Raw genomic sequence first — 19,406 nt, forward strand, 5'->3', positions numbered from 1 at the left:
ACCGACTACCGGAAAGGCACACAGGGTGCGTCAGCGCCGGGCGCGGGACTTCTTGCGCGGCGGGGGCAGTGCGCCCTCGGCACGCAGTCGGGCGGCGTGCTCGGCGAGGGCCTCGACGAGGGGACCCATCTGCGCGGTCTCCGGCTGGACGTCGACACGCAGACCGAACTCGATGGCGGTCTCGGCGGTCTTGGGGCCGATGCACGCGACGATCGTGCGGGCGTGCGGCTTGCCGGCGATGCCGACGAGGTTGCGCACGGTCGACGACGACGTGAAGCACACGGCGTCGAAGCCACCCGTCTTGATCATTTCGCGGGTCTCGGCCGGCGGCGGCGCAGCCCGGACGGTGCGGTAGGCGGTGACGTCGTCGATCTCCCAGCCACGTTCGCGCAGGCCTTCGGCGAGGGTTTCGGTGGCGATGTCGGCGCGCGGCAGCAGGACCCGGTTGACGGGGTCGAACACCTCGTCGTACGGCGGGAAGTCGGCGAGCAGGCCTTCGCTGGACTGCTCCCCGGACGGCAGCAGTTCCGGGGTGATGCCGAACGAGCGGACCTTCTCCGCGGTGGCTTCACCGACGCAGGCGATCTTCACGCCGGAGAAGGCGCGGGCGTCGAGGCCGAACGCCTCGAACTTCTCCCACACGGCGCGGACCGCATTGGTGGAGGTGAACACCACCCACTGGAAGCGGCCGTCGACGAGGCCCTTGACGGCCCGCTCCATCTGGGCGGGGCTGCGGGGCGGTTCGACAGCGATGGTCGGCACCTCGATGGGGATGGCGCCGTGCGTGACGAGCCGGTTGCTCATGTCGGCGGCCTGTTCCTTGGTGCGCGGCACCAGGACGGTCCAGCCGTACAGGGCACGAGATTCCCACCACGACAGCTTGTTCCGCTGTCCGACGATCTTGCCGACCGTGACGATCAGCGGGCCGACCAGTTCGGAGCCGGCCTCGTTGAGGGTCGCGAGGGTGGCCTCGACGGTGCGCTGCTGGCGGGTGGTGCCGCGGACGGTGATCGCGGCCGGGGTCTGCGGGGCCAGACCGTGCTCGACGAGCGCGCTCGCGGTCTCGGCGAGGTGCGCGGCGGACGCGTGCAGCACCAGCGGACCGGGGGCGGCGGCCAGCGCCTTCCAGTCGACCTCGCCGCGCACGTCGGCCTCGGTATGCGTCGACCCGAAGGCCATACCGGCGTAGCTGGGGACGGTCGACCCGGACGGCAGGCCGGGCAGCACCTCGAACACCACCTGGGTGCGGGCGACGGCGTTGACCTCGGCGATCACCGAATCGGACGTGAGGGGATCGCCGGCGACGAGGCGGACCACGTCGTGGCCGTTCCTGGCCTCGGCGACGAGCGTCTTGGCGACCTCGGCGGGCTCGCCCAGAGCGGGCCGGACCTCGGCGATCGGCTCGCCGGTCTCGGGGTGGCGGCCGAGTTCGGCACCGACGAGTGCGGTCACACCCTTGTCGACGTCGGGGTCGGTGAATGCCAGCGCGGCCGACGCGAGGACGTCCCGCGCGCGGACGGTGAGCAGCGCCGGGTCGCCGGGACCCGATCCCACGAAGAGGATCCGTCCGGGGCTGTTCTTACGGACTCGGCTCATCGGTAGTTCTCCAGTGCGGTGTCATGTCGATGGGGACAACGTGCAATATCGGGCCGTCTGGGGCGGTACCGGTCAAGCATCGGCATCACCGTCCTCGGCGGCTGTCATCAGATCTCGTGCACCGAGGTCGAGGAGTTCGCGTGCGACGGCACGTCCCAGCTCGTCCGCACGATCGGGCGCCCCCACGGCACTCGCCCGAATCACATCCGAACCGTCGAGTGCGGCGGCGCAGCCGCGCACCGACAGTTCCTCGAACACCAGGCCGTTGTCGTCGAGCGATTCGACGACCTCCGCGATCGCGCCGACCGGGGCCGTGCAGCCGGCCTCGAGTTCGGCGAGCAACGCCCGTTCCGCGACGACGGCGGCACGCGAGGCCGTGTCGTCGAGCTGGGCGAGTATCGCGATCAGTTCCGGGTTGTCGGAACGACATTCGACGGCCAGCGCACCCTGCGACGGGGCCGGCAGCATCTGCACGGGCTCGAGGGTTTCGGTGATGCGGTCGGTCCGGCCGATGCGGGACAGGCCGGCGCGGGCGATCACGATCGCGTCGAGTTCACCGGAGCTGACCTTGCCCAGTCGCGTGTCGATGTTGCCGCGCAGTTCCTCGATCTCGAGGCCCAGACCGAGCGCCCGCAGCTGCGCACGGCGGCGCGGCGCGGACGTGCCGACGCGGGATCCGGGCGGCAGTTCCCCGAGGACGAGTCCGTCGCGGGCGACCAGTGCGTCCCGCGGGTCCTCGCGGGTGGGGACCGCGGCCACGACGAGGTCGTCGGGCTGCGCGGTCGGCAGGTCCTTGAACGAGTGCACGGCGACGTCGACGTCCCCGGCGAGCAGTGCCTCGCGCAGTTCCGCGACGAAGACACCGACACCGATCCGCTGCACCGGGCCAGGGGTGACATCGCCCTTGGTCTTGATGATCACCAGTTCGGCGGGATGTCCGGCCGCGATCAGGGCGTCCCGCACGGTACCGGCCTGTGTCGTGGCCAGCAGGCTGCCACGGGTTCCGATTCGCAGGACGCTCATGCCTGCACATCCTTTCCAGCGACATCGCCCTCCACGGGGAAGTCACCGAGATCGATGGGGGCGGCGACGGCCTCGGCCACGCCGGGCCTCAGTTCGAACAGTTCACGCAGCGCGGCCGCGTACGAGTCCCCGCCGGGGGTGGACGCGAGTTGCTTGACCCGCACGGTCGGCGCGTGCAGCAGTTTGTCGACGACGCGGCGCACCGTGTTGGCCACCTCGTTGCGCTGCGGGTCCTCGAGGGGCAGCCGTGAATCGAGTCGCATCAGCTCCGCCTCGACCACTTCGGCGGCCCGGCGGCGCAACGCCGTCACCGTCGGGGTGATCTCCGCGAGCCGCTGCGACGCCAGGTACTGGGACAGCTCGGACGCGACGATCGCCCGCGCCGCATCGGCGTCGGCGGCGGCCGCACCGGCAGCCGGATCTCGTTGCAGCGCAGCCATGTCCAGCACGACGACATCGGGCAGGCCGGCGACTGCCGGTTCCACGTCACGGGGCAGGCCGAGGTCGCAGATCACCAGCGGGCGGCCGGTGTCCCGGCCCGCACCTGCGAGCGCACGGTGGGTGTCGGCGAGGGTGACGACCGAGCCGACCGACCCGGTGCAGGTGACGAGGACGTCCGACGACGCCATCGCATCCGACAGCTCGTCGAAGTCGATCGCGGTGGCGTCGACACCGTTGCCGGCGGCCGTGGCGGCGAGGTGCTCGGCGCGGGCACGGGTGCGGTTGACGACGAGGATGCGGCCGATGCCGGCGCGGGTGAGGTGCGCGACCGACAGGCTGCCCATCGCACCGGCACCGAGGACGACGGCGGTGCGTCCGGCCAGCCCGCCGTCACCGAGGATTCCGGCGGCCCGGTCCAGCGCGACGGAGACCACCGAGGATCCGGCGGCGTCGATCCCGGTCTCCGAATGCACCCGCTTGCCGACTCGCAGTGCCTGCTGCGCCAGCTCGTGCAGCGCCCGGCCCGCCGCCTGCTGCGCGTCGGCGGCGGCGTACGCGGTCCGGATCTGTCCGAGGATCTGCTGTTCGCCGACGACCATCGAGTCGAGGCCACCGGCGACCGCGAACAGGTGCTCGGCAGCGGCCTCGCTGTAGCGGACGTACGCGTGCTGGTGCAGATCGGTGAGAGCGAGCCCGGAATGCGCCGAGAGCAGTTCGCTGATATCGGTGAGCGCGCCGTGGAACGCATCGACGATCGCGTAGATCTCGATGCGGTTGCACGTCGAGACGATCATCGCTTCGGAGATGTGGGCCGAGGCCAGCATCTTGTCCGTCAACTTGGGGCGGTCGGTGTCCGTGACCGCGATCCGCTCGAGGACGGAGACGGGAGCGCTGTGATGCGAGATCCCGACGAGAAGCACACTCACGGCCTGATCACCGATCCATTTCCGGTCGAAACACCGACCGCCGCTGCCGCGACGGCACCCTGAGAACCACCCGATTCGTCCGGCGGCGTGTTGCGCGCCATGTTGAACGAGAGGACCTGCATCTCCATCGCGAGATCGACCCGACGCAGTTCCACGTGGTCGGGGATCTCGAGCGTGAGCGGAGAAAAACTGAGGACGCAGCGCAGACCGGCCGCGACGAACCGATCGCACACGTCCTGCGCGGCGTCGTCGGGGGTCGCGATGACGCCGATCGTGGCGTCGAGCGCACGGCAGGCGTCGGTGAGTTCGGCGACGTCCCGGACCGTGAGTGCACCGATGCGGGTACCGATGCACGCCGGATCGCTGTCGAAGAGGCCGACCATCGAGAACCCGCGGCGATCGAATCCGCCGTAACCGGCCAGCGCACGACCCAGGTTGCCGACGCCGACGAGGACGACGCGGTGACCGCGGTCCAGACCCAGCGCCGATTCGATCCGGGCACGCAGCCGGGTGACGTCGTAGCCGACGCCGCGAACACCGTTGGGGCCCAGGTACGACAGATCCTTGCGGAGCTTGGCCGACCCCACCCCCGAGGCGGTGGCCAGTTCCTCGCTCGACACGATGAGCACACCGTCGTCGGCGAGCACTCCCAGGACCCGCAGATACGTCGCCAAACGCGTCACCGTAGCCTGGGGGAGAGCCCGCTGTGTGAGAACCGGCACCTCGGCCGAGGTTTCCTTGCGGCGGGAGGTGGACGGAGCAGCCCCGGCGACGCTGCGGGCAGAGGCCCCCTGCGCCTGGTGCTGTTCGGTCACGTCGATGGCTCCTCGTCCGGTCGGCCGTGTACCCCGACCTTCCACGGAAGCGTCGGGGGATTTGTTGAGACCACGGTAACCGCTTGTGAAGCCATGCACAAAGTTGCCGGGAGACCGCTGCACGTGCTCTCACCTGCGCAGTGATCATTTCCGGCCGTCGAGGGTGACCCTCCCCACTCCCCCGGCCGGGCGCCCGCACCGGGCCGGGTTTCAGCCCGCGGACAGGTCCGCGCGCAGCCGATCCTCGTCGACTTCCCAGTAGCTGTGCTCCTTGCCGTCGAGCAGAACGACAGGCAACCGGTCGCCGTACTCGGCCCGCAGATCCGGCTGCTCGGAGGCGGCTTCGTCGACGTCGATGCAGGTCAGTTCCAGATCGAACTCACCGCAGATCACGTCGAGCACTTCCCGTGCCGGCACGCACGCGCCACAGCCCGCACGGGTGAGCAGAACGATCCGGTGTCGCGACTGTTCCATGCGGTCCAGTCTCCCCCACACCGCTCCGGGATCGACGACCGGCGCAACGACAGCCGGGTTCCCGGCCGGCACGATTTCGAGACGAACATCACACACCCCCGGTGGGACCCGCGTCCGACGGGATCGGCACGGTTCGTCCGGCTAGGGTGAGCGGCAGGTGTCTGCGACACAGGAGGTGCGTGTGCCTGGGCGATCACTGCCGATCGGCGCGAGATTCGGGGTGGGTCTGTCCGGGATCCTGCGCCCGGGCCGCCGCCGGATCCGGAATCTGCTGGGACCGAGCGAAGCCGAACTACGCGCCAACGTCGCCGGTGAGGCCAGCGCCGATGCCGCCCTCGCGCTGCAGGAAGCCGAGGCCCCGGCCGTCACCGAGACCCCCGAGCCCACCGAGGCCGTGAAGGTTGCGGAGTCTTCGGAGTCTTCGGATGCTGTGAAGTCTTCGGAATCTCCGGAAGACGCCGAGCCCGGCGAACCGGCCGAGCCGACCGAACCCATCGAGCCCGTCACACCCACGGTTCCCCGCGACCTGACCGCCGCCGCGTTCTTCGACGTCGACAACACGATGGTGCAGGGCGCGTCGATCATCCACTTCGCCCGCGGCCTGGCCGCCCGCAAATACCTCCGGACGTCGGACCTCGCCGATTTCGCGTGGAAGCAGGTCAAGTTCCGGGTCACCGGCAAGGAGAACAGCGACGACGTCGCGCAGGGCCGGGAGAAGGCACTGTCGTTCGTCGCGGGCCGGTCGACCGCCGAACTCGCGCGACTCGGCGAGGAGATCTACGACGAGGTCATCGCCGACAAGATCTGGGACGGCACCCGGGCGCTCGCACAGATGCATCTCGACGCCGGTCAGCAGGTGTGGCTGGTGACCGCGACCCCCGTCGAACTGGCGCAGGTGATCGCGAAGCGCCTCGGGCTGACGGGTGCGCTGGGCACGGTCGCCGAGAGCGAGGACGGCGTGTTCACCGGCCGACTCGTCGGCGACATCCTGCACGGACTCGGCAAGGCGCATGCGGTGCGTACCCTCGCCATCCGGGAGGGCCTCAACCTCAAGCGCTGCACCGCGTATTCGGACAGTTACAACGACGTGCCGATGCTGTCGCTCGTCGGCACCGCCGTCGCCGTCAACCCGGATGCGGATCTGCGGGAGCTCGCGAAGACCCGCGGCTGGGAGGTGCGGGACTTCCGCACCGGCCGCAAGGCCGCGAAGGTCGGTATCCCGACGGCGCTGTTGATCGGTGCGGCCGGGGCCGCGGTGGGCGCGGCCGTCAGCCGGCGTCGCACCGTGGCGGCCGCCGGCTGATCCGACGGGACGCGCGCCCGCCGAGGCTCAGCCCAGGAAGACGTTGTGTCGGCGCGCCAGCAGCCGGTAGAGGGTCTGCTGGATGGTCTCCCGCACATGGTCGGTGACCTCGAACAGCACCATCGGATCGTCGGCCTCGGCGGCGTCGTACGTGTCGGTGACGATCGGGGCCCCGAACTCGATGTACCACTTGGACGGCAGCGGCACGATTCCGAGCGGCCCCAGGTGCGGGAACAGCGGGGTGACCGGAAAGTACGGCATGTTCAGCAGCCGGGCCAGCGGTGCGATGTCACCGATCTTCGGGTAGATCTCCTCGGAGCCGACGATCGAGCACGGGATGATCGGCACCCCTGCGCGCATCGCGGCGGACACGAACCCACCGCGACCGAACCGCTGCAGCTTGTAGCGCTCGGAGAACGGCTTGCCGATGCCCTTGTAGCCCTCGGGGAACACGGCCGCCACCTCACCGCCGCGCAGGAGCCGCTCGGCGTCCGGGTGGCAGGCGAGGGTGTGCCCGGCCTTGCGGGCGATGTTCCCGACGACCGGCATCTCGAACGCCAGATCCGCGGCGAGCATCCGTAGCGCCCGCTGCTGCGGATGGTGGTCGTGGACCGCGACCGATGTCATGAGCGCGTCGATCGGGACGACACCGGCATGGTTGGCGACGACCAGTGCACCCCCCTCCGCCGGAATGTTCTCGACACCGATCGTCTCGACCCGGAACCACTTCTCGAACAGGGGCCGCAGCGCCGGCAGGAACACCGCGTCCGCGAAGTGCGGGTCGTACCCGAACTCGTCCACCTCGTAGTCCCCGGCGAGACGGCGTCGTACGAAACCGGCCGCGCCGGCGACCTGGCCGAGAACCCGGCTGCGCAGCCCGTCCGGCTCGTGTCGCTCGCTCGCGGCGGCGATGCCCTCGGGCTCCGGCGCGGGCGGCGCCGGACGCTGCGGGGCCCGTCGGCGTGCCGTCCGATCCGGCCCGCCGTGCAACGGGATCACCTTCGCCACTTCGTTCACGAGAGTCCCCTGACCATCGTCGACTCGACCCGGTCGACCCAGCCGGGGTCGATCACCGGTTCGAGTCCGGTGCCGCGGACGAAGTCGTCGAGCGCCTGCATCGTCGTCCACCGCGGTTCGAAACCGAGTTCGGTGCGCATCCTGGTGGTGTCGAGTCCGCATCCGAAGTGGAAGTAGTCGAGCTGTTCGCGGGTGAACGAAAGCATCTGCGAGCCGGTGAGCGCCCGCCCGACGCTGCGGAACAACGCGAACGGCATCGGCACCTCGACGCGGCCGGCCCGGCGGATCGCCTGCGACATCATCACCGCGCCGTCCCCGGCGACGTTGAAGGTTCCGGACGGTCCGGTGATCGTCGCCCGGTGCAGTGCGGCGAGCGCGTCCTCCTCGTGCAACAACTGCATGCGGGCGTCGCGGCCCAGGATGCTCGGCACGATCGGCGACGACAGGTACCGCGCCACCCAGCCGTGCCGGTTCGGCCCCATGAGCGGCGCCAGGCGCAGGATCGACACCGCGATGTCGGGGCGCCGGCGGCCCAGGCCGCGGGCATAGCCTTCGATGTCGATGCAGTCGCGGGCCCACGCGCCCTGCGGGGGGCGGCGCGCACTCATCTCCTCGGTGAACTTGGCCGGGTCCTTCGAGCTGCTGCCGTAGACCGCCGACGCGGACCGCAGTACCACCTTCCGGACGCTCGGTGCCTTCTGGCAGACCGCGAACAGCTGCATCGCACCGATGACGTTCATGTCCTTCATGGCCGCACGGCTACCGGATTTCGGTGCCTGCGCGACGGTCGACGCATGGACGACGGTGTCGACTTCGGCGCCGCGGATCACCTTCCCGATGAGCGGGTTTCGGATGTCGGCGCGAACGAATTCGGCGCGGCCCATCCGCCGCATCATGTCCTTGCTGGGTGAGACGGCGTCGACTGCGACGACCCGTTCGACGGACGGATCCTGCGCGAGCCGTGACACCAGGAACCCGCCCGGAAACCGGCTGGCACCGGTCACCAGCACCACCTTCGGTGGCTGCACCCCACGCTCGTCCGGACTCACCGTCACCCCCGTCCTCGTCGTCTCGAGGCGAGCCTAACGAAATCCGGGGACCTTGGAAGGGTTCGGCTCGAGCCTTTACACGGCGGCAACACGGGTACGACCGGTCTGTCCCGCCCCGAATGCGAACCGTCCCCGAAACACGCGGATGCCCGCCACCGATTCGGTGACGGGCATCCGTGCTCGTGAGCCGCTGGGGCTTACTTACCGAGCTTCCGACGCTGGACGCGCGTGCGACGGAGCAGCTTGCGGTGCTTCTTCTTCGACATACGCTTGCGGCGCTTCTTGATCACTGAACCCATGGTGGGTGTCCCTCTTCTCTAGCGTTCAGCGCACGCCGGTCACGTACGCCTGTGTCATTTACTGGCGCTTCAGGCCTCGTTTGCCACTGGCCGCTCTCACGGCCCCAGCGCCTGACGGACACCGGCTGGCTGGTACGACGACTCACGATCGTACCGGGGCGGGTGGGCTCGGCGGAAACCGAGGTTCCCCACCCGTGCGTCGGCAGGTCAGCCGACGTCGAAATACGAGGTCTCGAGGTAGTCGTGCACGGCTTTCGCGTGTACCCGGAACGAGCGTCCGACGCGGACCGCCGGGAGCTCACCACTGTGCACGAGTCGGTACACGGTCATCTTCGATACCCGCATCAGGGCCGCGACCTCCGCGACCGTGAGGAACTGCGTCGCGGCGAGACCCGCTCCACCGACGGCGTCCTGATTTTCCACTTTGGCCGGCTTTATCGGGTTTGCCGGGTTCTCTCCAGATCCCATCTGTCCACTTACCTCCGGCACGTGTCGCGCCGCCGGCTTCCCCTCCGGCGGAACAGACACGCACGTGCTACCTCGAGCTTAGCGGGACCAGAGGGGTGGATGCGACGGGTGTGGCAAACAAGATCGCCAATCGAGACCTAGTCGGTCACGGTCCCCAACTCGGCCGATCGGTCCCGGGCCGCGGCGAGGGCGTCGTAGAACGCGGTCCGCAACCCACCCTGCTCCAGTCCACGGACGGCCGCCGCCGTGGTGCCGCCCGGCGAGGTGACCGCGGCCCGCAACTCGTGCGCGCTCTCCCCCGACTCCGTGAGCATCGCCGCCGACCCGACCATCGTCTGCGCCACCAGCTCGCTCGCCGTCGCCCGCGTCAACCCGAGCGACACACCGGCGTCGATCATCGCCTCCGCGACCAGGAAGAAATACGCCGGACCCGAACCGGACACCGCGGTGACCGCGTCGATCTGCGATTCCGGGACGGTGGTGACGGTGCCGACCGTCCCCAGGACCGACCGCACCAGTTCGAGGTGCTCCGGCTTGACGTGCCGGCCGGGCGCGATGACGCTCGCGCCCTGACCGACGAGCATCGGGGTGTTGGGCATGACCCGGACGACGGGGAAGCCGGCCGGCAGCTTCACCTCGTACCGGGCCGTCGGGATACCGGCCGCGAGCGAGACCAGCATCTGATCCTGCTCGCCGTCGAGATCCACCTTGCCGAGCGCCGTCAGCACGGAGTCGACATCACCCGGCTTGACCGCGACGACGATGACGTCCGCGCCCTCGGCCGCATCCTCGATCGTCGTGACCCGGATCGAATACGCCGCAGCCAGCTCCCGCGCCCGTGGCTCGTACGGCTCGGCGACGACCAGGTCCCGCGTCGCATGCCCGCCCTGCAACAGTCCCGAGATCAGGGCCTCGCCGATCTTGCCGCCACCGATCACCGCAATTCTCGTCATACGGACAGCTTAGGCACTGCGTGCCGGTGCGACTTTCCGGTAGTGGGTACTACCGGAAAGTCACACCGGCGCCCCCGCCGCTCACCTCGGGATCATCGCGAGTTGGCGGCTCTGGACGACGACGGCACCGGTGGAGTCGAGGACGGTGTGGTCCTCTTCGAACCAGGTGTCGCCGAGGACGGTGGAGCTCGCCATGACGCGCAGCCAGCCGGGGGCGGGGCGGCGGCGCAGGTAGGTGGTGAGCTGCACGGTGGGTGCCCATCCGAAGAGTCCGCGGTTCATGACGACCGGGGCGCAGATGTCGCCGGTCATGATCGCGAACAGGGACGCGGTGGCGGGGTCCTGTTCGTCGGCGGGCCACGGTCGCGCCCACATGCGGACCTGCGGTTCACCCTGTCGGCCGTGGAGGAAGTGCGCGGAGGAGCCGTCGATGCTGAGCTCGCAGCCCTGGGAAACGTGCACGACCTGCGCCATCGGATGGTCGGCGGACATCGCCTGGGCGTCGGCGGACGGCTCGGCCGGGAGCCCGTCCAGGTCGTGGGCGCCGACATAGTGCGGGTCCCCGGAGTCCGGGACGCCGAGGGTGACGGCGGCGCGTACGGCGGGCCGGCCGGCCTGCGACAGTTCGACGTCGACGAGCGACACCTGCCGGCCACGTTTGCGGACGACGGCGGTCATCTCGACCTCGCCGGGGTCGGGGGCGGTGAGGTAGTCGGCGCTGACGGCGAGGGGTGCGACGGCGGGGTCGACGGGGAGGGCCGCGGTGGCCGTCCCGGTGAGTTCACGCACGGCCGCGGCCGCGCACACGGCCATCATGCTGCCGCCGTGCACTTTGGGCCCGATGGTCCAGATCGGGTCGATGTGGGCGGCGTAGCGGCCGGCGCCGTGGCCGGTGAGGGTGGTGAGGTCCCGGAAGGGGTGGTCGGTCACGATCGGTCCTGTCTGTCGGCGGATGCGAGGTCGTCGAAGGTGTCGGTGCCGAACCGTTCGGCACCGATGTCCTGGTGGGCGAGCCGGCGGAGTGCGGCGAGGACGGGTTCGTAGATGGCGGTGCCGAGGACGGCGTACTCGATCGCGTTCTCCACGGAGTCGGTGGGCATGAGGTCGAGGTCGATCTCGGCGACGGCGCGGACGTGCCGCGCGTACACGTCGAGGCGGTCGTCGGTCATGGGCAGGCCGACGGATTCGGCGGCGGCGAGGGCCCGCTCGAGTTGTGCGACAACGGGATACGACGGGTCGTACACCTGGCCGATCCGTTCCAGGACGGCGCGGGCGCGCGGGTGGTCGCCGTCGTCCCCGCCCGCGGGATACGGCGGCAGTGCGGAGAGGGCGCGTCCGACGGTCTCGAAGACGGTGTCGGCGGGACGGTCGATCAGCCCCACGACGACGCGGATCTTCCCGAGCGGCAGGCCGACGCCCGCGAGGGCTTTGACGAGGGCGAGGCGCCGCACGTGCTGCTCGCCGTACTCGGCCTGCGTGGCACTGCTCGATTCGCCGGGCATGAGCAGTCCCTCGCGCAGGTAGTACTTCACAGTGGCCAGCGGCACCCCGCTGACCGCCACCAGTTCGGACACCCGCATCGACGTCTCCTACTTGACAGCACCGTGGCCGGCACCGACGATGAACATCATTGGATAGTTGAACTATCCAGATTTGGATTCGAGACTACCGCACGTCAGGAGCTCGTCATGGATCCGCTTCTCACCATCGTCGTCGGCGTCACCGTGCTCACCGTCGTCGGCATCGTCTCCGGCGGCGTGTTCCTGTTGCGCATCGTGACCGGCCGCCACGGCGCCAACGACCTACAGAAGAGCTTCTTCCGCGCCGGTCACGCCCACGCGGGCGTACTGGTGATCCTCGGTGTGCTGCTCGCCGTTCTCACCACGGTCGTCGACGCGAGTCCCGGCTGGTCCGCAGCCGGGGCGATCGCGGTGCTGGTGGCCGCGATCCTGATCCCCGCAGGATTCTTCCTGTCGGTGCTGGGACGGGATCCCGCGGCGCCGGGGCCGATGATCGCGTCGATCGCAGCCGGTGCGGTCAGCCTCGTCGCCGGACTCGTGATCTCCGGGATCACGGTGATCGCGGCGGGAGTGACTGCGCTGTAACCGGCGACCGCACCGCGTCAGCGCAGGTTCTCGCGCGCGAAGCCGAGGGCCTGCCCGAGCATCGCGGCACGTTCGGGTCGGGTCCGCGCGTTCTGGGTGTTGATCTCGACGACGACCTGGCCCGAGAATCCGCTGCCGGCCAGGTGTCGGCACACCTCGACGCACGGCTGCGTGCCGTGGCCGGGAATCAGGTGCTCGTCGGTGGACGCGCCGCGGCCGTCGGCGAGGTGCAGGTGCGACAGTCCCGGACCCATGCGTCGCGCGAGGTCCATCGCGTCCATCCCCGCGGTGGCGGTGTGCGACAGGTCGAGCGTGTAGTGCCGGTAACCGACGTCGGTGGGATCGTAGGACGGGCTGAACGCCGACAGTGCCGCACCGGGTCCGCCGCGTCGGCGCAGGCGTTCGGCGGTGCGCTCCCGCCCACCGAAGAAGCTGTCCGCCCGCATCGGGAACATGTTCTCGACTGCGACGACGACGCCGGTCCGCTCCTCGAGTGCGGCGACCTGGTCGGAGAACCCGTCGGCGTAGCGGCGCTGCCATCGGAACGGTGGATGCACCACGACGTTCGATGCCCCCAGGGCTTCGGCCGCCTCGGCGGACCGGTCCAGTTTCGTGACCGGATCCGATCCCCACACCCGCTGCGAGATCAGCAGGCACGGCGCGTGCACGGCCTGCACCGGCACCGCGTACTTCCGGATCAGCCGCTGGACGGCCGAGAGGTCCTGGCTGACGGCCTCGGCCCACACCATCAGTTCGACGCCGTCGTAGCCGACCTCGGCCGCGTACCGGAACGCGGCTTCCGTGTTCTCGGGGTAGACGGACGCGGTCGACAGCCCCACCAGGATCTTCCGGTCGGGCATGCGCGTCCCCCTTCTCTCGGCCGGTGTCGGGTCAGCTCGTGCTGAGCAGGAACGCCAGCGGACCGAGGGTGACGAAGACGCCCGCGACGAGCGCGATCACCAGGCTGGTGATGTCGTCGGTGCGGCGCAGGATCCGCACCATCGCGACCAGGCCGACGATCACCAGCACCGCAAGGACCAGCGCCACCATCGGCAGCATGTCCCACAGCTTCTCGAAACCCTTGAACATCAGGGCACCGGCGACGACGGCGACGACGCCCTGACCGAGCAGGACCGCCCACTGCTTCATGCCGTTCTGCTCCGGTTCCGGCACGACGAGGTCGTCGTCGGATTCCTCGGCGGCCGGGGTCTCGGCTGCGGGGGTGTCGGTGGAGACGGTCTCGGTGGCGGCTCTGCGGTCCTGCCGCATCAGCTCACCGGCGATCGTCTGCCCGGACAACAGTTCGGGCTCGGGGTTGCTGCTGTGGGCGAGCGCAGGCACCTGCGGGATGACGGTCGTCGCGGACGCGTCCACGCTCGGAGTCTCCGCCGGGGCTGCGGTCCGGGACGGCGAACCGAAAGCCGCGGTCACGGCCGGAGTGACGACGGTCGGGGCCTCCACCACCGGGGCCTTCGGCTCGGGTGCCTTCGGCGGCTCGGGCGTCTTCGGCGGCTCGGGCGTCTTCGGCGGCTCGGGCGTCTTCTGCAGCCCGACGTCCGTCCGGGACTCGGGTTCCTGCACCGGTTCGGGAGCCGCGTCCTCGACCACCGGAGTCGTGACGGTCGGCGTCGCGGCTGCCGGGCTCGCTGCGGCCGGCGTCTCGGTGGCCGACTTCGCGGCAGCAGTGTCGTCGGCGGTGGTGTCGGTGTCGGTGTTCGAGACGGCCCGCGACTTGCGGACGATCGGGAACTCGCCGGTCAGTTCGGCGACGGAGATACCACCTGCGACGCCACGGCGTCGGCGTCCACCACTGCTGCTACCGGAGCCGACGCTCTGCCCGTTGCGGGCCAGCAGTTCCGCAACCGAAATCGCTTGGCTGTCACCTTCGGGCTCAGTCATCGAGCGCTCACCACCAGTTCTCCACCCATGTCCGTATCGAGCTTGCGAAGAATCAGACCTTCCCGCAACGCCCACGGGCAAATCTCGAGCGTGTCGATTCCCAGGGCGCGCATGCTGGCCTCCGCAACGAGAGCGCCGGCCACGATCTGTTGGGAGCGGTCGGAACTCACGCCCTCCAATTCTGCACGGTCGCTCGATGTCATCCGCGAGATGAAGGCGATCAGCTGCCGCAACCCGCTCGCGGTGAGCGTCCGTTTGACACGCAGACCGGCCCCGGACGGGGCGGCACCGGTGAGCCGGGCGAGCGACCGGAACGTCTTCGACGTGCCGACCCGCAGGTCGGGAGTGCCGGCTGCTCGCAGTTCCTTGGCGGGGCCGACGAGTTCGGCGTCGAGCCAGTCCCGCAGGACGGCGACGCGGCGCTTGCCGGGCGGGTCGTCGTGCAGCCAGTCCCGGGTGAGGCGTCCGGCACCGAGTTGCAGCGAGAACGCCACTTCGGGGTCCTCGTCGCCACCGCACGTCAGCTCGAGCGAGCCGCCGCCGATGTCGATGTTGAGGATGTGGCCGGCGCTCCAGCCGTACCAGCGTCGGACGGCGAGGAACGTGAGCCGCGCCTCGTCCACCCCGGACAGCACCTCGAGATTCACGCCGGCCTCGGCCCGCACCCGGGACAGGACGGCGTCGGAGTTGTTGGCGTCGCGCACCGCGGACGTCGCGAACGCCATCAGTTCCCCGCAGCCCGAGGACCGGGCGATACCCGCGAAGTCCTGCACCGTCTCCACCAGACGGTCCGCGCCGGCAGCAGTGATGTCGCCGCGGTCGTCGGTGTTCTCGGCCAGCCGCAGCGCGGACTTGGTGGAACTCATCGGGGTGGGATGCCCACCACGATGTGCGTCCACCACGAGCAGGTGGACGGTGTTGCTTCCGACGTCGAGTACCCCAAGGCGCACACGGCTACGGTACTGGGTCTACCGTCGGGCACTGTGACAGCAGGTAGTACCGGCGGCCCCCACAAGATCGTGCCGGCCCCGGAAGTAGATCTCGATTTCCCGCGCGAATGGGTGCAGTTCGTCGACCCCGAAAACCCCGAGCACACCGTCAAAGCCGATATGACGTGGCTGCTTTCGCGCTGGACCTGCGTGTTCGGCACTCCGGCCTGCCAGGGCACGGTCGCCGACCGCCCCGACGACGGTTGCTGCTCGCACGGCGCGTTCCTGTCCGACGACGAGGACCGCGAGAAGCTCGATGCCTCCGTGAAGATGCTCACACCCGACGACTGGCAGTTCATGGAGAAAGGTCTCGGGAAGAAGGGCTACGTCGAGGAGGACGACCTCGAGGACGAGCCGGCGCTGCGCACCCGCCGCTACAAGGGGGCGTGCATCTTCCTGAACCGTCCCGACTTCGCGGGCGGCATCGGCTGCGCGCTGCACGGGATGGCACTGCGCAAGGGCATCGAACCGCTCGAGGTGAAACCGGACGTGTGCTGGCAGCTGCCGATCCGCCGCACCCAGGAATGGGTGGACCGCCCCGACGGCGAACAGATCCTCGAGACCACGATCACCGAGTACGACCGCCGCGGCTGGGGCGAGGGCGGCGAGGACCTCGAGTGGTACTGTTCCGGCTCCCCCGACGCGCACGTCGGCGCCCGCCCGGTGTGGCAGTCGTACGCGCCGGAACTCACCGAACTGCTCGGCAAACCCGCCTACGACGAACTCGCATCACTGTGCCGCCGCCGGGAAGGTCTGGGCCTGATCGCAATTCACCCCGCGACCACGATTGCGCAGGAGAAGTCCGCGCAGGAGAAGTCGCAGTAGCCCCCTGCGGCCGAATGTCACATGCGTTCGGTCCGAGTGAACGCATGTGACATTCGGTCAGGCAGGTGAGGCGGGCCGGTCGAGCCGAGCGCTCACTCCTCGAGCTTGTATCCCAGCCCGCGGACGGTCACCAGGTGCTTGGGCTTGCCCGGGTCGGATTCGATCTTGGCGCGCAGTCGCTTGACGTGGACGTCGAGCGTCTTGGTGTCGCCCACGTAGTCGGCGCCCCACACGCGGTCGATGAGCTGACCACGGGTGAGGACTCGTCCGGAGTTGCGGAGCAGGTATTCGAGCAGGTCGAATTCCTTGAGCGGCAACGACACCGGTTCACCGTCGACGTGCACGAGGTGCCGTTCGACGTCCATGCGGACGGGGCCTGCCTCGAGGACGCCGTCCTCGACGACGGTGTCCCCGTCGGCGTCGGCGCCGCGGCGCAGGACCGCGCGGATGCGGGCGATCAGTTCGCGGGCCGAGTACGGCTTGGTGACGTAGTCGTCGGCGCCGAGTTCGAGTCCGACGACCTTGTCGATCTCGCTGTCGCGGGCGGTGACCATGATGACGGGCACCGAGGAGCGGAGGCGCAGTTGCTTGCACACGTCGGTGCCGCTCATGCCGGGCAGCATGACGTCGAGCAGGACGATGTCGGCGCCGGAACGCTCGAATTCGGCCAGTGCGGACGGTCCGTCACCGACAACGGTGGTGTCGAAGCCTTCCTTGCGGAGCAGGAAGGCGAGCGGCTCGGCCAGCGATTCCTCGTCCTCCACGATCAGCACACTCGTCAACGGTTGCCCTCCAGGCTCGTGCCGCGTCGTGTCACGATGCGGCATTCTTGTCGATCATTGCGGGTCGGTGGGGCTCGGGCGTGGGGACGCCGTCACCGGGGCTCGACGCGGCAGCGGCGGTGGCCGTCGTGTCGAAGTGGCCGGGGATCTGCAGGGTGAACGTCGACCCGGTGCCGGGGCGGCTCCACAGGTCGATGGTTCCGTTGTGGTTGGCGGCGACGTGCTTGACGATCGCGAGGCCGAGGCCGGTGCCGCCGGTGGCGCGGGAGCGGGCCTTGTCGACGCGGAAGAAGCGTTCGAAGACGCGTTCCTGATCTTCCTTCGCGATGCCGATACCGCGGTCGGTGACGGCGATCGCGACGTCGTCGCCCCGCACCGTTCGACTCACCGAGACGGGGGTTCCCTTGGGCGAGTAGGCGATTGCGTTGGAGACGAGGTTCGTCAGCGCGGTCACCAGCAGCGCCCGGTCTCCCATCACCTCGAAGCCGCTGGGTGCGTCGGTGTGGACGGTGATCTCGGCGGTCTCGGCGGCGACGGCCGACCTGCGCAGCGCCTCGTCGACGACGTCGTCGACGTCGACGACCTCGAGGTCGGGCAGTTTCTCGGCGCCCTGCAGCCGGGACAGCGCGATCAGTTCGGTGACCATGTTGCCGAGCCGCGCCGATTCGCTGAGCACCTTCTGCCCGAAGTAGCGGACCGAGTCGGGGTCGTCGGCGGATTCGAGGAGTGCTTCGGCGAGCAGTCCCATCGCACCGACGGGCGTCTTGAGTTCGTGACTGACGTTGGCGACGAAGTCGCGGCGGGTCGCCTCCATGCGGACCTGTTCGGAGTCGTCGTCGGCGAACACCACGACGAACCGCCGGTCCTCCTCGGTGAGCAGCCGGACGACGGCCCGGACGGCCATCCGTTCCCGGCCACGCGGCGCGGCGCGCATCGTCAGATCCACCTCGACCGGCTCCCCGGTCTCGAACACGGTGGTGGCCGCGACCCAGGCCCGGTCGTCGAGCATGCGGTTGCGGACCAGTCCGAGCTCGTCGGCCCGCGGATTGGCCAGGACGACGTCGTTGAACGTGTCGACCACCGCGATCCCGCTCTCGGAGGTGCGGACGATCAGGTCGAGCGCCTGTGACAGCGTCAGCCCCGCCTGCGACTGCTGACGCCGTGTGTGCCGGGCCGCGAGACGCGGGACGACCACCCCACCGACGATGCAACCGGCGACAGCGGCTACAACGGCGAGCAGTACGGCCTGAACAACAGTCACACGAGAATCGTACGTTCGACCAACGCGTCCCCGAAGCCGGGTTCGACGGTTGTCCCGCCCGTCACAGGCCCGAGAGCTGGCGTTTTCCGATCGTTCACCGTTTGTTTGCCCGCCCCGCTTCCCCGCTTTGCCTCTCCCCGCTTCGGCTCTCTGTCCCCCCCCCCCCCCGCGTTTCGCGCACCTGTCGCGCCCTGGAACACCGAAACCCCGCGTTTCGCGCACTTGTCGCGGTCCCGGGCACGGGAAACACGACAACAAGTGCGCGAAACGCGGGGTGGTCTCGGGCTCGGCGCCCGAATACGGGCCTACGAACGCAGGCCTACGAACTCCGGGACCGGCCTACTTGGCGCCCTGGTTCGCGACGGCGGCGGCGCCGGCAGCGGCGGCCGCCGGGTCGAGGTAGGTACCGCCCGGGTTGAGCGGCTTCAGGTTCTCGTCCAGGTCGTAGCGCAGCGGGATACCCGTCGGAATGTTCAGGCCCGCGATGTCCTCGTCGGAAATACCGTCGAGGTGCTTGACGAGGGCGCGCAGCGAGTTGCCGTGCGCGGTGACCAGGACGGTCTTGCCGGCCTTCAGGTCGGCCGCGATGGTCTTCTCCCAGTACGGGATCAGACGCTTCACGACGTCGAGCAGGCACTCGGTGAGCGGGACCTCGGGCAGGTCCGCGTAGCGCGCGTCCCGGTCCTGGCTGTACTCGCTGCCGGCCTCGATGGCGGGCGGCGGGGTGTCGTAGCTGCGGCGCCACAGCATGAACTGGTCCTCGCCGAACTCGGCCTTGGTCTGGGCCTTGTTCTTGCCCTGCAGTGCGCCGTAGTGGCGCTCGTTGAGACGCCAGTCCCGCACGACCGGGATCCAGTGCCGGTCGCACGCGTCGAGGGCGAGGTTCGCGGTGCTGATCGCGCGACGCAGCAGCGACGTGTACAGCACGTCCGGGAGCAGGTTGTGCTCGGCGAGCAGTTCACCGGCCCGCTTGCCCTCGGCCATGCCCTTGTCGGTGAGGTGCACGTCCACCCAGCCGGTGAACAGGTTCAGCGCGTTCCATTCGCTCTCGCCGTGGCGGAGCAGCACAAGTGTTCCGGTACTCATGGCGTCAATCCTGGCATGACGCCCCCTGCGACGACTGAAGGGTCCCTTCGTGCGCTCGGAGCGTACGAAGGGACCCTTCAGCTGAGGAGACGGAG

General features: G+C 69.6%; 21 protein-coding genes. 3 read left to right on the forward strand and 18 right to left on the reverse strand.

Features of this window, described 5'->3' with window-relative positions; translation table 11 throughout:
• Nucleotides 1–30: 30 nt before the first annotated feature.
• From Q5696_RS17420 to Q5696_RS17440, 5 genes are all read right to left on the reverse strand, one after another.
• A complete protein-coding gene (locus Q5696_RS17420) occupies nucleotides 31–1,596 on the reverse strand; it encodes a bifunctional uroporphyrinogen-III C-methyltransferase/uroporphyrinogen-III synthase (RefSeq protein ID WP_305092514.1) in 1,566 nt (521 codons plus the stop codon).
• Between the two features lie 72 nt (nucleotides 1,597–1,668).
• A complete protein-coding gene (gene hemC / locus Q5696_RS17425) occupies nucleotides 1,669–2,619 on the reverse strand; it encodes a hydroxymethylbilane synthase (protein ID WP_305092515.1) in 951 nt (316 codons plus the stop codon).
• Nucleotides 2,616–3,986: a glutamyl-tRNA reductase gene (locus tag Q5696_RS17430; RefSeq protein ID WP_305092516.1), complete on the reverse strand. Its 1,371-nt coding sequence runs from the start codon at nucleotides 3,984–3,986 to the stop codon at nucleotides 2,616–2,618. Before Q5696_RS17430 ends, hemC begins: the two co-directional genes overlap by 4 nt.
• A complete protein-coding gene (locus Q5696_RS17435; protein WP_305092517.1) occupies nucleotides 3,983–4,801 on the reverse strand; it encodes a redox-sensing transcriptional repressor Rex in 819 nt (272 codons plus the stop codon). The genes Q5696_RS17430 and Q5696_RS17435 overlap by 4 nt, the downstream gene beginning before the upstream one ends.
• Before the next feature lie 210 nt (nucleotides 4,802–5,011).
• Entirely contained in the window at nucleotides 5,012–5,275 is a 264-nt protein-coding gene (locus Q5696_RS17440) for a glutaredoxin family protein (protein ID WP_305092518.1), read from the reverse strand.
• A gap of 181 nt (nucleotides 5,276–5,456) precedes the next feature.
• On the opposite strand from Q5696_RS17440, the gene Q5696_RS17445 reads away from it, so the two are divergent.
• Nucleotides 5,457–6,578, forward strand: coding sequence for an HAD family hydrolase (locus tag Q5696_RS17445; protein WP_305092519.1), 1,122 nt, complete (start codon nucleotides 5,457–5,459; stop codon nucleotides 6,576–6,578).
• Nucleotides 6,579–6,605: 27 nt separating this feature from the next.
• Here the strand turns inward: Q5696_RS17445 and Q5696_RS17450 are convergent, their stop codons facing one another.
• From Q5696_RS17450 to Q5696_RS17480, 7 genes are all read right to left on the reverse strand, one after another.
• Nucleotides 6,606–7,595 (reverse strand): lysophospholipid acyltransferase family protein, encoded by a 990-nt coding sequence (locus tag Q5696_RS17450; RefSeq protein ID WP_305092520.1) that lies wholly within the window; start codon nucleotides 7,593–7,595, stop codon nucleotides 6,606–6,608.
• Nucleotides 7,592–8,644: an NAD-dependent epimerase/dehydratase family protein gene (locus Q5696_RS17455; RefSeq protein WP_305095354.1), complete on the reverse strand. Its 1,053-nt coding sequence runs from the start codon at nucleotides 8,642–8,644 to the stop codon at nucleotides 7,592–7,594. The genes Q5696_RS17450 and Q5696_RS17455 overlap by 4 nt, the downstream gene beginning before the upstream one ends.
• A 197-nt stretch (nucleotides 8,645–8,841) precedes the next feature.
• The gene (locus Q5696_RS17460) at nucleotides 8,842–8,943 is read right to left on the reverse strand and encodes a 30S ribosomal protein bS22 (protein WP_003402602.1); all 102 of its coding nucleotides are present in this window, start codon (nucleotides 8,941–8,943) and stop codon (nucleotides 8,842–8,844) included.
• Between the two features lie 207 nt (nucleotides 8,944–9,150).
• Entirely contained in the window at nucleotides 9,151–9,411 is a 261-nt protein-coding gene (locus Q5696_RS17465) for a helix-turn-helix domain-containing protein (RefSeq protein WP_305092522.1), read from the reverse strand.
• 137 nt (nucleotides 9,412–9,548) lie between these two features.
• Nucleotides 9,549–10,364: a pyrroline-5-carboxylate reductase gene (gene proC / locus Q5696_RS17470; RefSeq protein ID WP_305092523.1), complete on the reverse strand. Its 816-nt coding sequence runs from the start codon at nucleotides 10,362–10,364 to the stop codon at nucleotides 9,549–9,551.
• Between the two features lie 81 nt (nucleotides 10,365–10,445).
• Nucleotides 10,446–11,294: a thioesterase family protein gene (locus tag Q5696_RS17475; protein ID WP_305092524.1), complete on the reverse strand. Its 849-nt coding sequence runs from the start codon at nucleotides 11,292–11,294 to the stop codon at nucleotides 10,446–10,448.
• Nucleotides 11,291–11,944, reverse strand: coding sequence for a MerR family transcriptional regulator (locus tag Q5696_RS17480; RefSeq protein WP_305092525.1), 654 nt, complete (start codon nucleotides 11,942–11,944; stop codon nucleotides 11,291–11,293). Before Q5696_RS17480 ends, Q5696_RS17475 begins: the two co-directional genes overlap by 4 nt.
• 108 nt (nucleotides 11,945–12,052) lie before the next feature.
• On the opposite strand from Q5696_RS17480, the gene Q5696_RS17485 reads away from it, so the two are divergent.
• Nucleotides 12,053–12,469, forward strand: a complete 417-nt coding sequence (locus Q5696_RS17485) for a hypothetical protein (protein WP_305092526.1) — start codon at nucleotides 12,053–12,055, stop codon at nucleotides 12,467–12,469.
• Nucleotides 12,470–12,486: 17 nt separating this feature from the next.
• Here Q5696_RS17485 and Q5696_RS17490 read toward each other — a convergent pair whose 3' ends face one another.
• From Q5696_RS17490 to Q5696_RS17500, 3 genes are read right to left on the reverse strand one after another with little or no spacing between them, the layout of a single operon-like run.
• Nucleotides 12,487–13,329 carry a sugar phosphate isomerase/epimerase family protein gene (locus tag Q5696_RS17490; RefSeq protein ID WP_305092527.1) on the reverse strand — a complete coding sequence of 281 codons (843 nt, stop codon included), beginning with the start codon at nucleotides 13,327–13,329 and terminating at the stop codon, nucleotides 12,487–12,489.
• Nucleotides 13,330–13,360: 31 nt separating this feature from the next.
• Nucleotides 13,361–14,368, reverse strand: coding sequence for an Rv0497 family membrane protein (locus Q5696_RS17495; RefSeq protein ID WP_305092528.1), 1,008 nt, complete (start codon nucleotides 14,366–14,368; stop codon nucleotides 13,361–13,363).
• Nucleotides 14,365–15,318, reverse strand: a complete 954-nt coding sequence (locus Q5696_RS17500; protein ID WP_305092529.1) for a Ppx/GppA family phosphatase — start codon at nucleotides 15,316–15,318, stop codon at nucleotides 14,365–14,367. Before Q5696_RS17500 ends, Q5696_RS17495 begins: the two co-directional genes overlap by 4 nt.
• 66 nt (nucleotides 15,319–15,384) lie before the next feature.
• On the opposite strand from Q5696_RS17500, the gene Q5696_RS17505 reads away from it, so the two are divergent.
• Entirely contained in the window at nucleotides 15,385–16,182 is a 798-nt protein-coding gene (locus Q5696_RS17505) for a DUF3109 family protein (protein ID WP_305095355.1), read from the forward strand.
• A gap of 92 nt (nucleotides 16,183–16,274) precedes the next feature.
• On the opposite strand, the gene Q5696_RS17510 is transcribed toward Q5696_RS17505, so the two are convergent.
• The 3 genes from Q5696_RS17510 to Q5696_RS17520 all read right to left on the reverse strand — a co-directional run bounded on the left by Q5696_RS17510 (nucleotide 16,275) and on the right by Q5696_RS17520 (nucleotide 19,320).
• On the reverse strand, nucleotides 16,275–16,964 hold the full coding sequence (locus tag Q5696_RS17510) for a winged helix-turn-helix domain-containing protein (RefSeq protein ID WP_305092530.1): 690 nt from the start codon (nucleotides 16,962–16,964) through the stop codon (nucleotides 16,275–16,277).
• A 31-nt stretch (nucleotides 16,965–16,995) separates the two neighbouring features.
• Complete coding sequence (locus tag Q5696_RS17515; protein WP_305092531.1) at nucleotides 16,996–18,225, reverse strand: sensor histidine kinase; 1,230 nt, start codon at nucleotides 18,223–18,225, stop codon at nucleotides 16,996–16,998.
• Nucleotides 18,226–18,564: 339 nt separating this feature from the next.
• Nucleotides 18,565–19,320: a phosphoglyceromutase gene (locus Q5696_RS17520; protein WP_305095356.1), complete on the reverse strand. Its 756-nt coding sequence runs from the start codon at nucleotides 19,318–19,320 to the stop codon at nucleotides 18,565–18,567.
• Nucleotides 19,321–19,406: the final 86 nt, after the last annotated feature.

It is taken from the genome of Prescottella sp. R16 (assembly GCF_030656875.1).
Lineage (GTDB): Bacteria > Actinomycetota > Actinomycetes > Mycobacteriales > Mycobacteriaceae > Prescottella.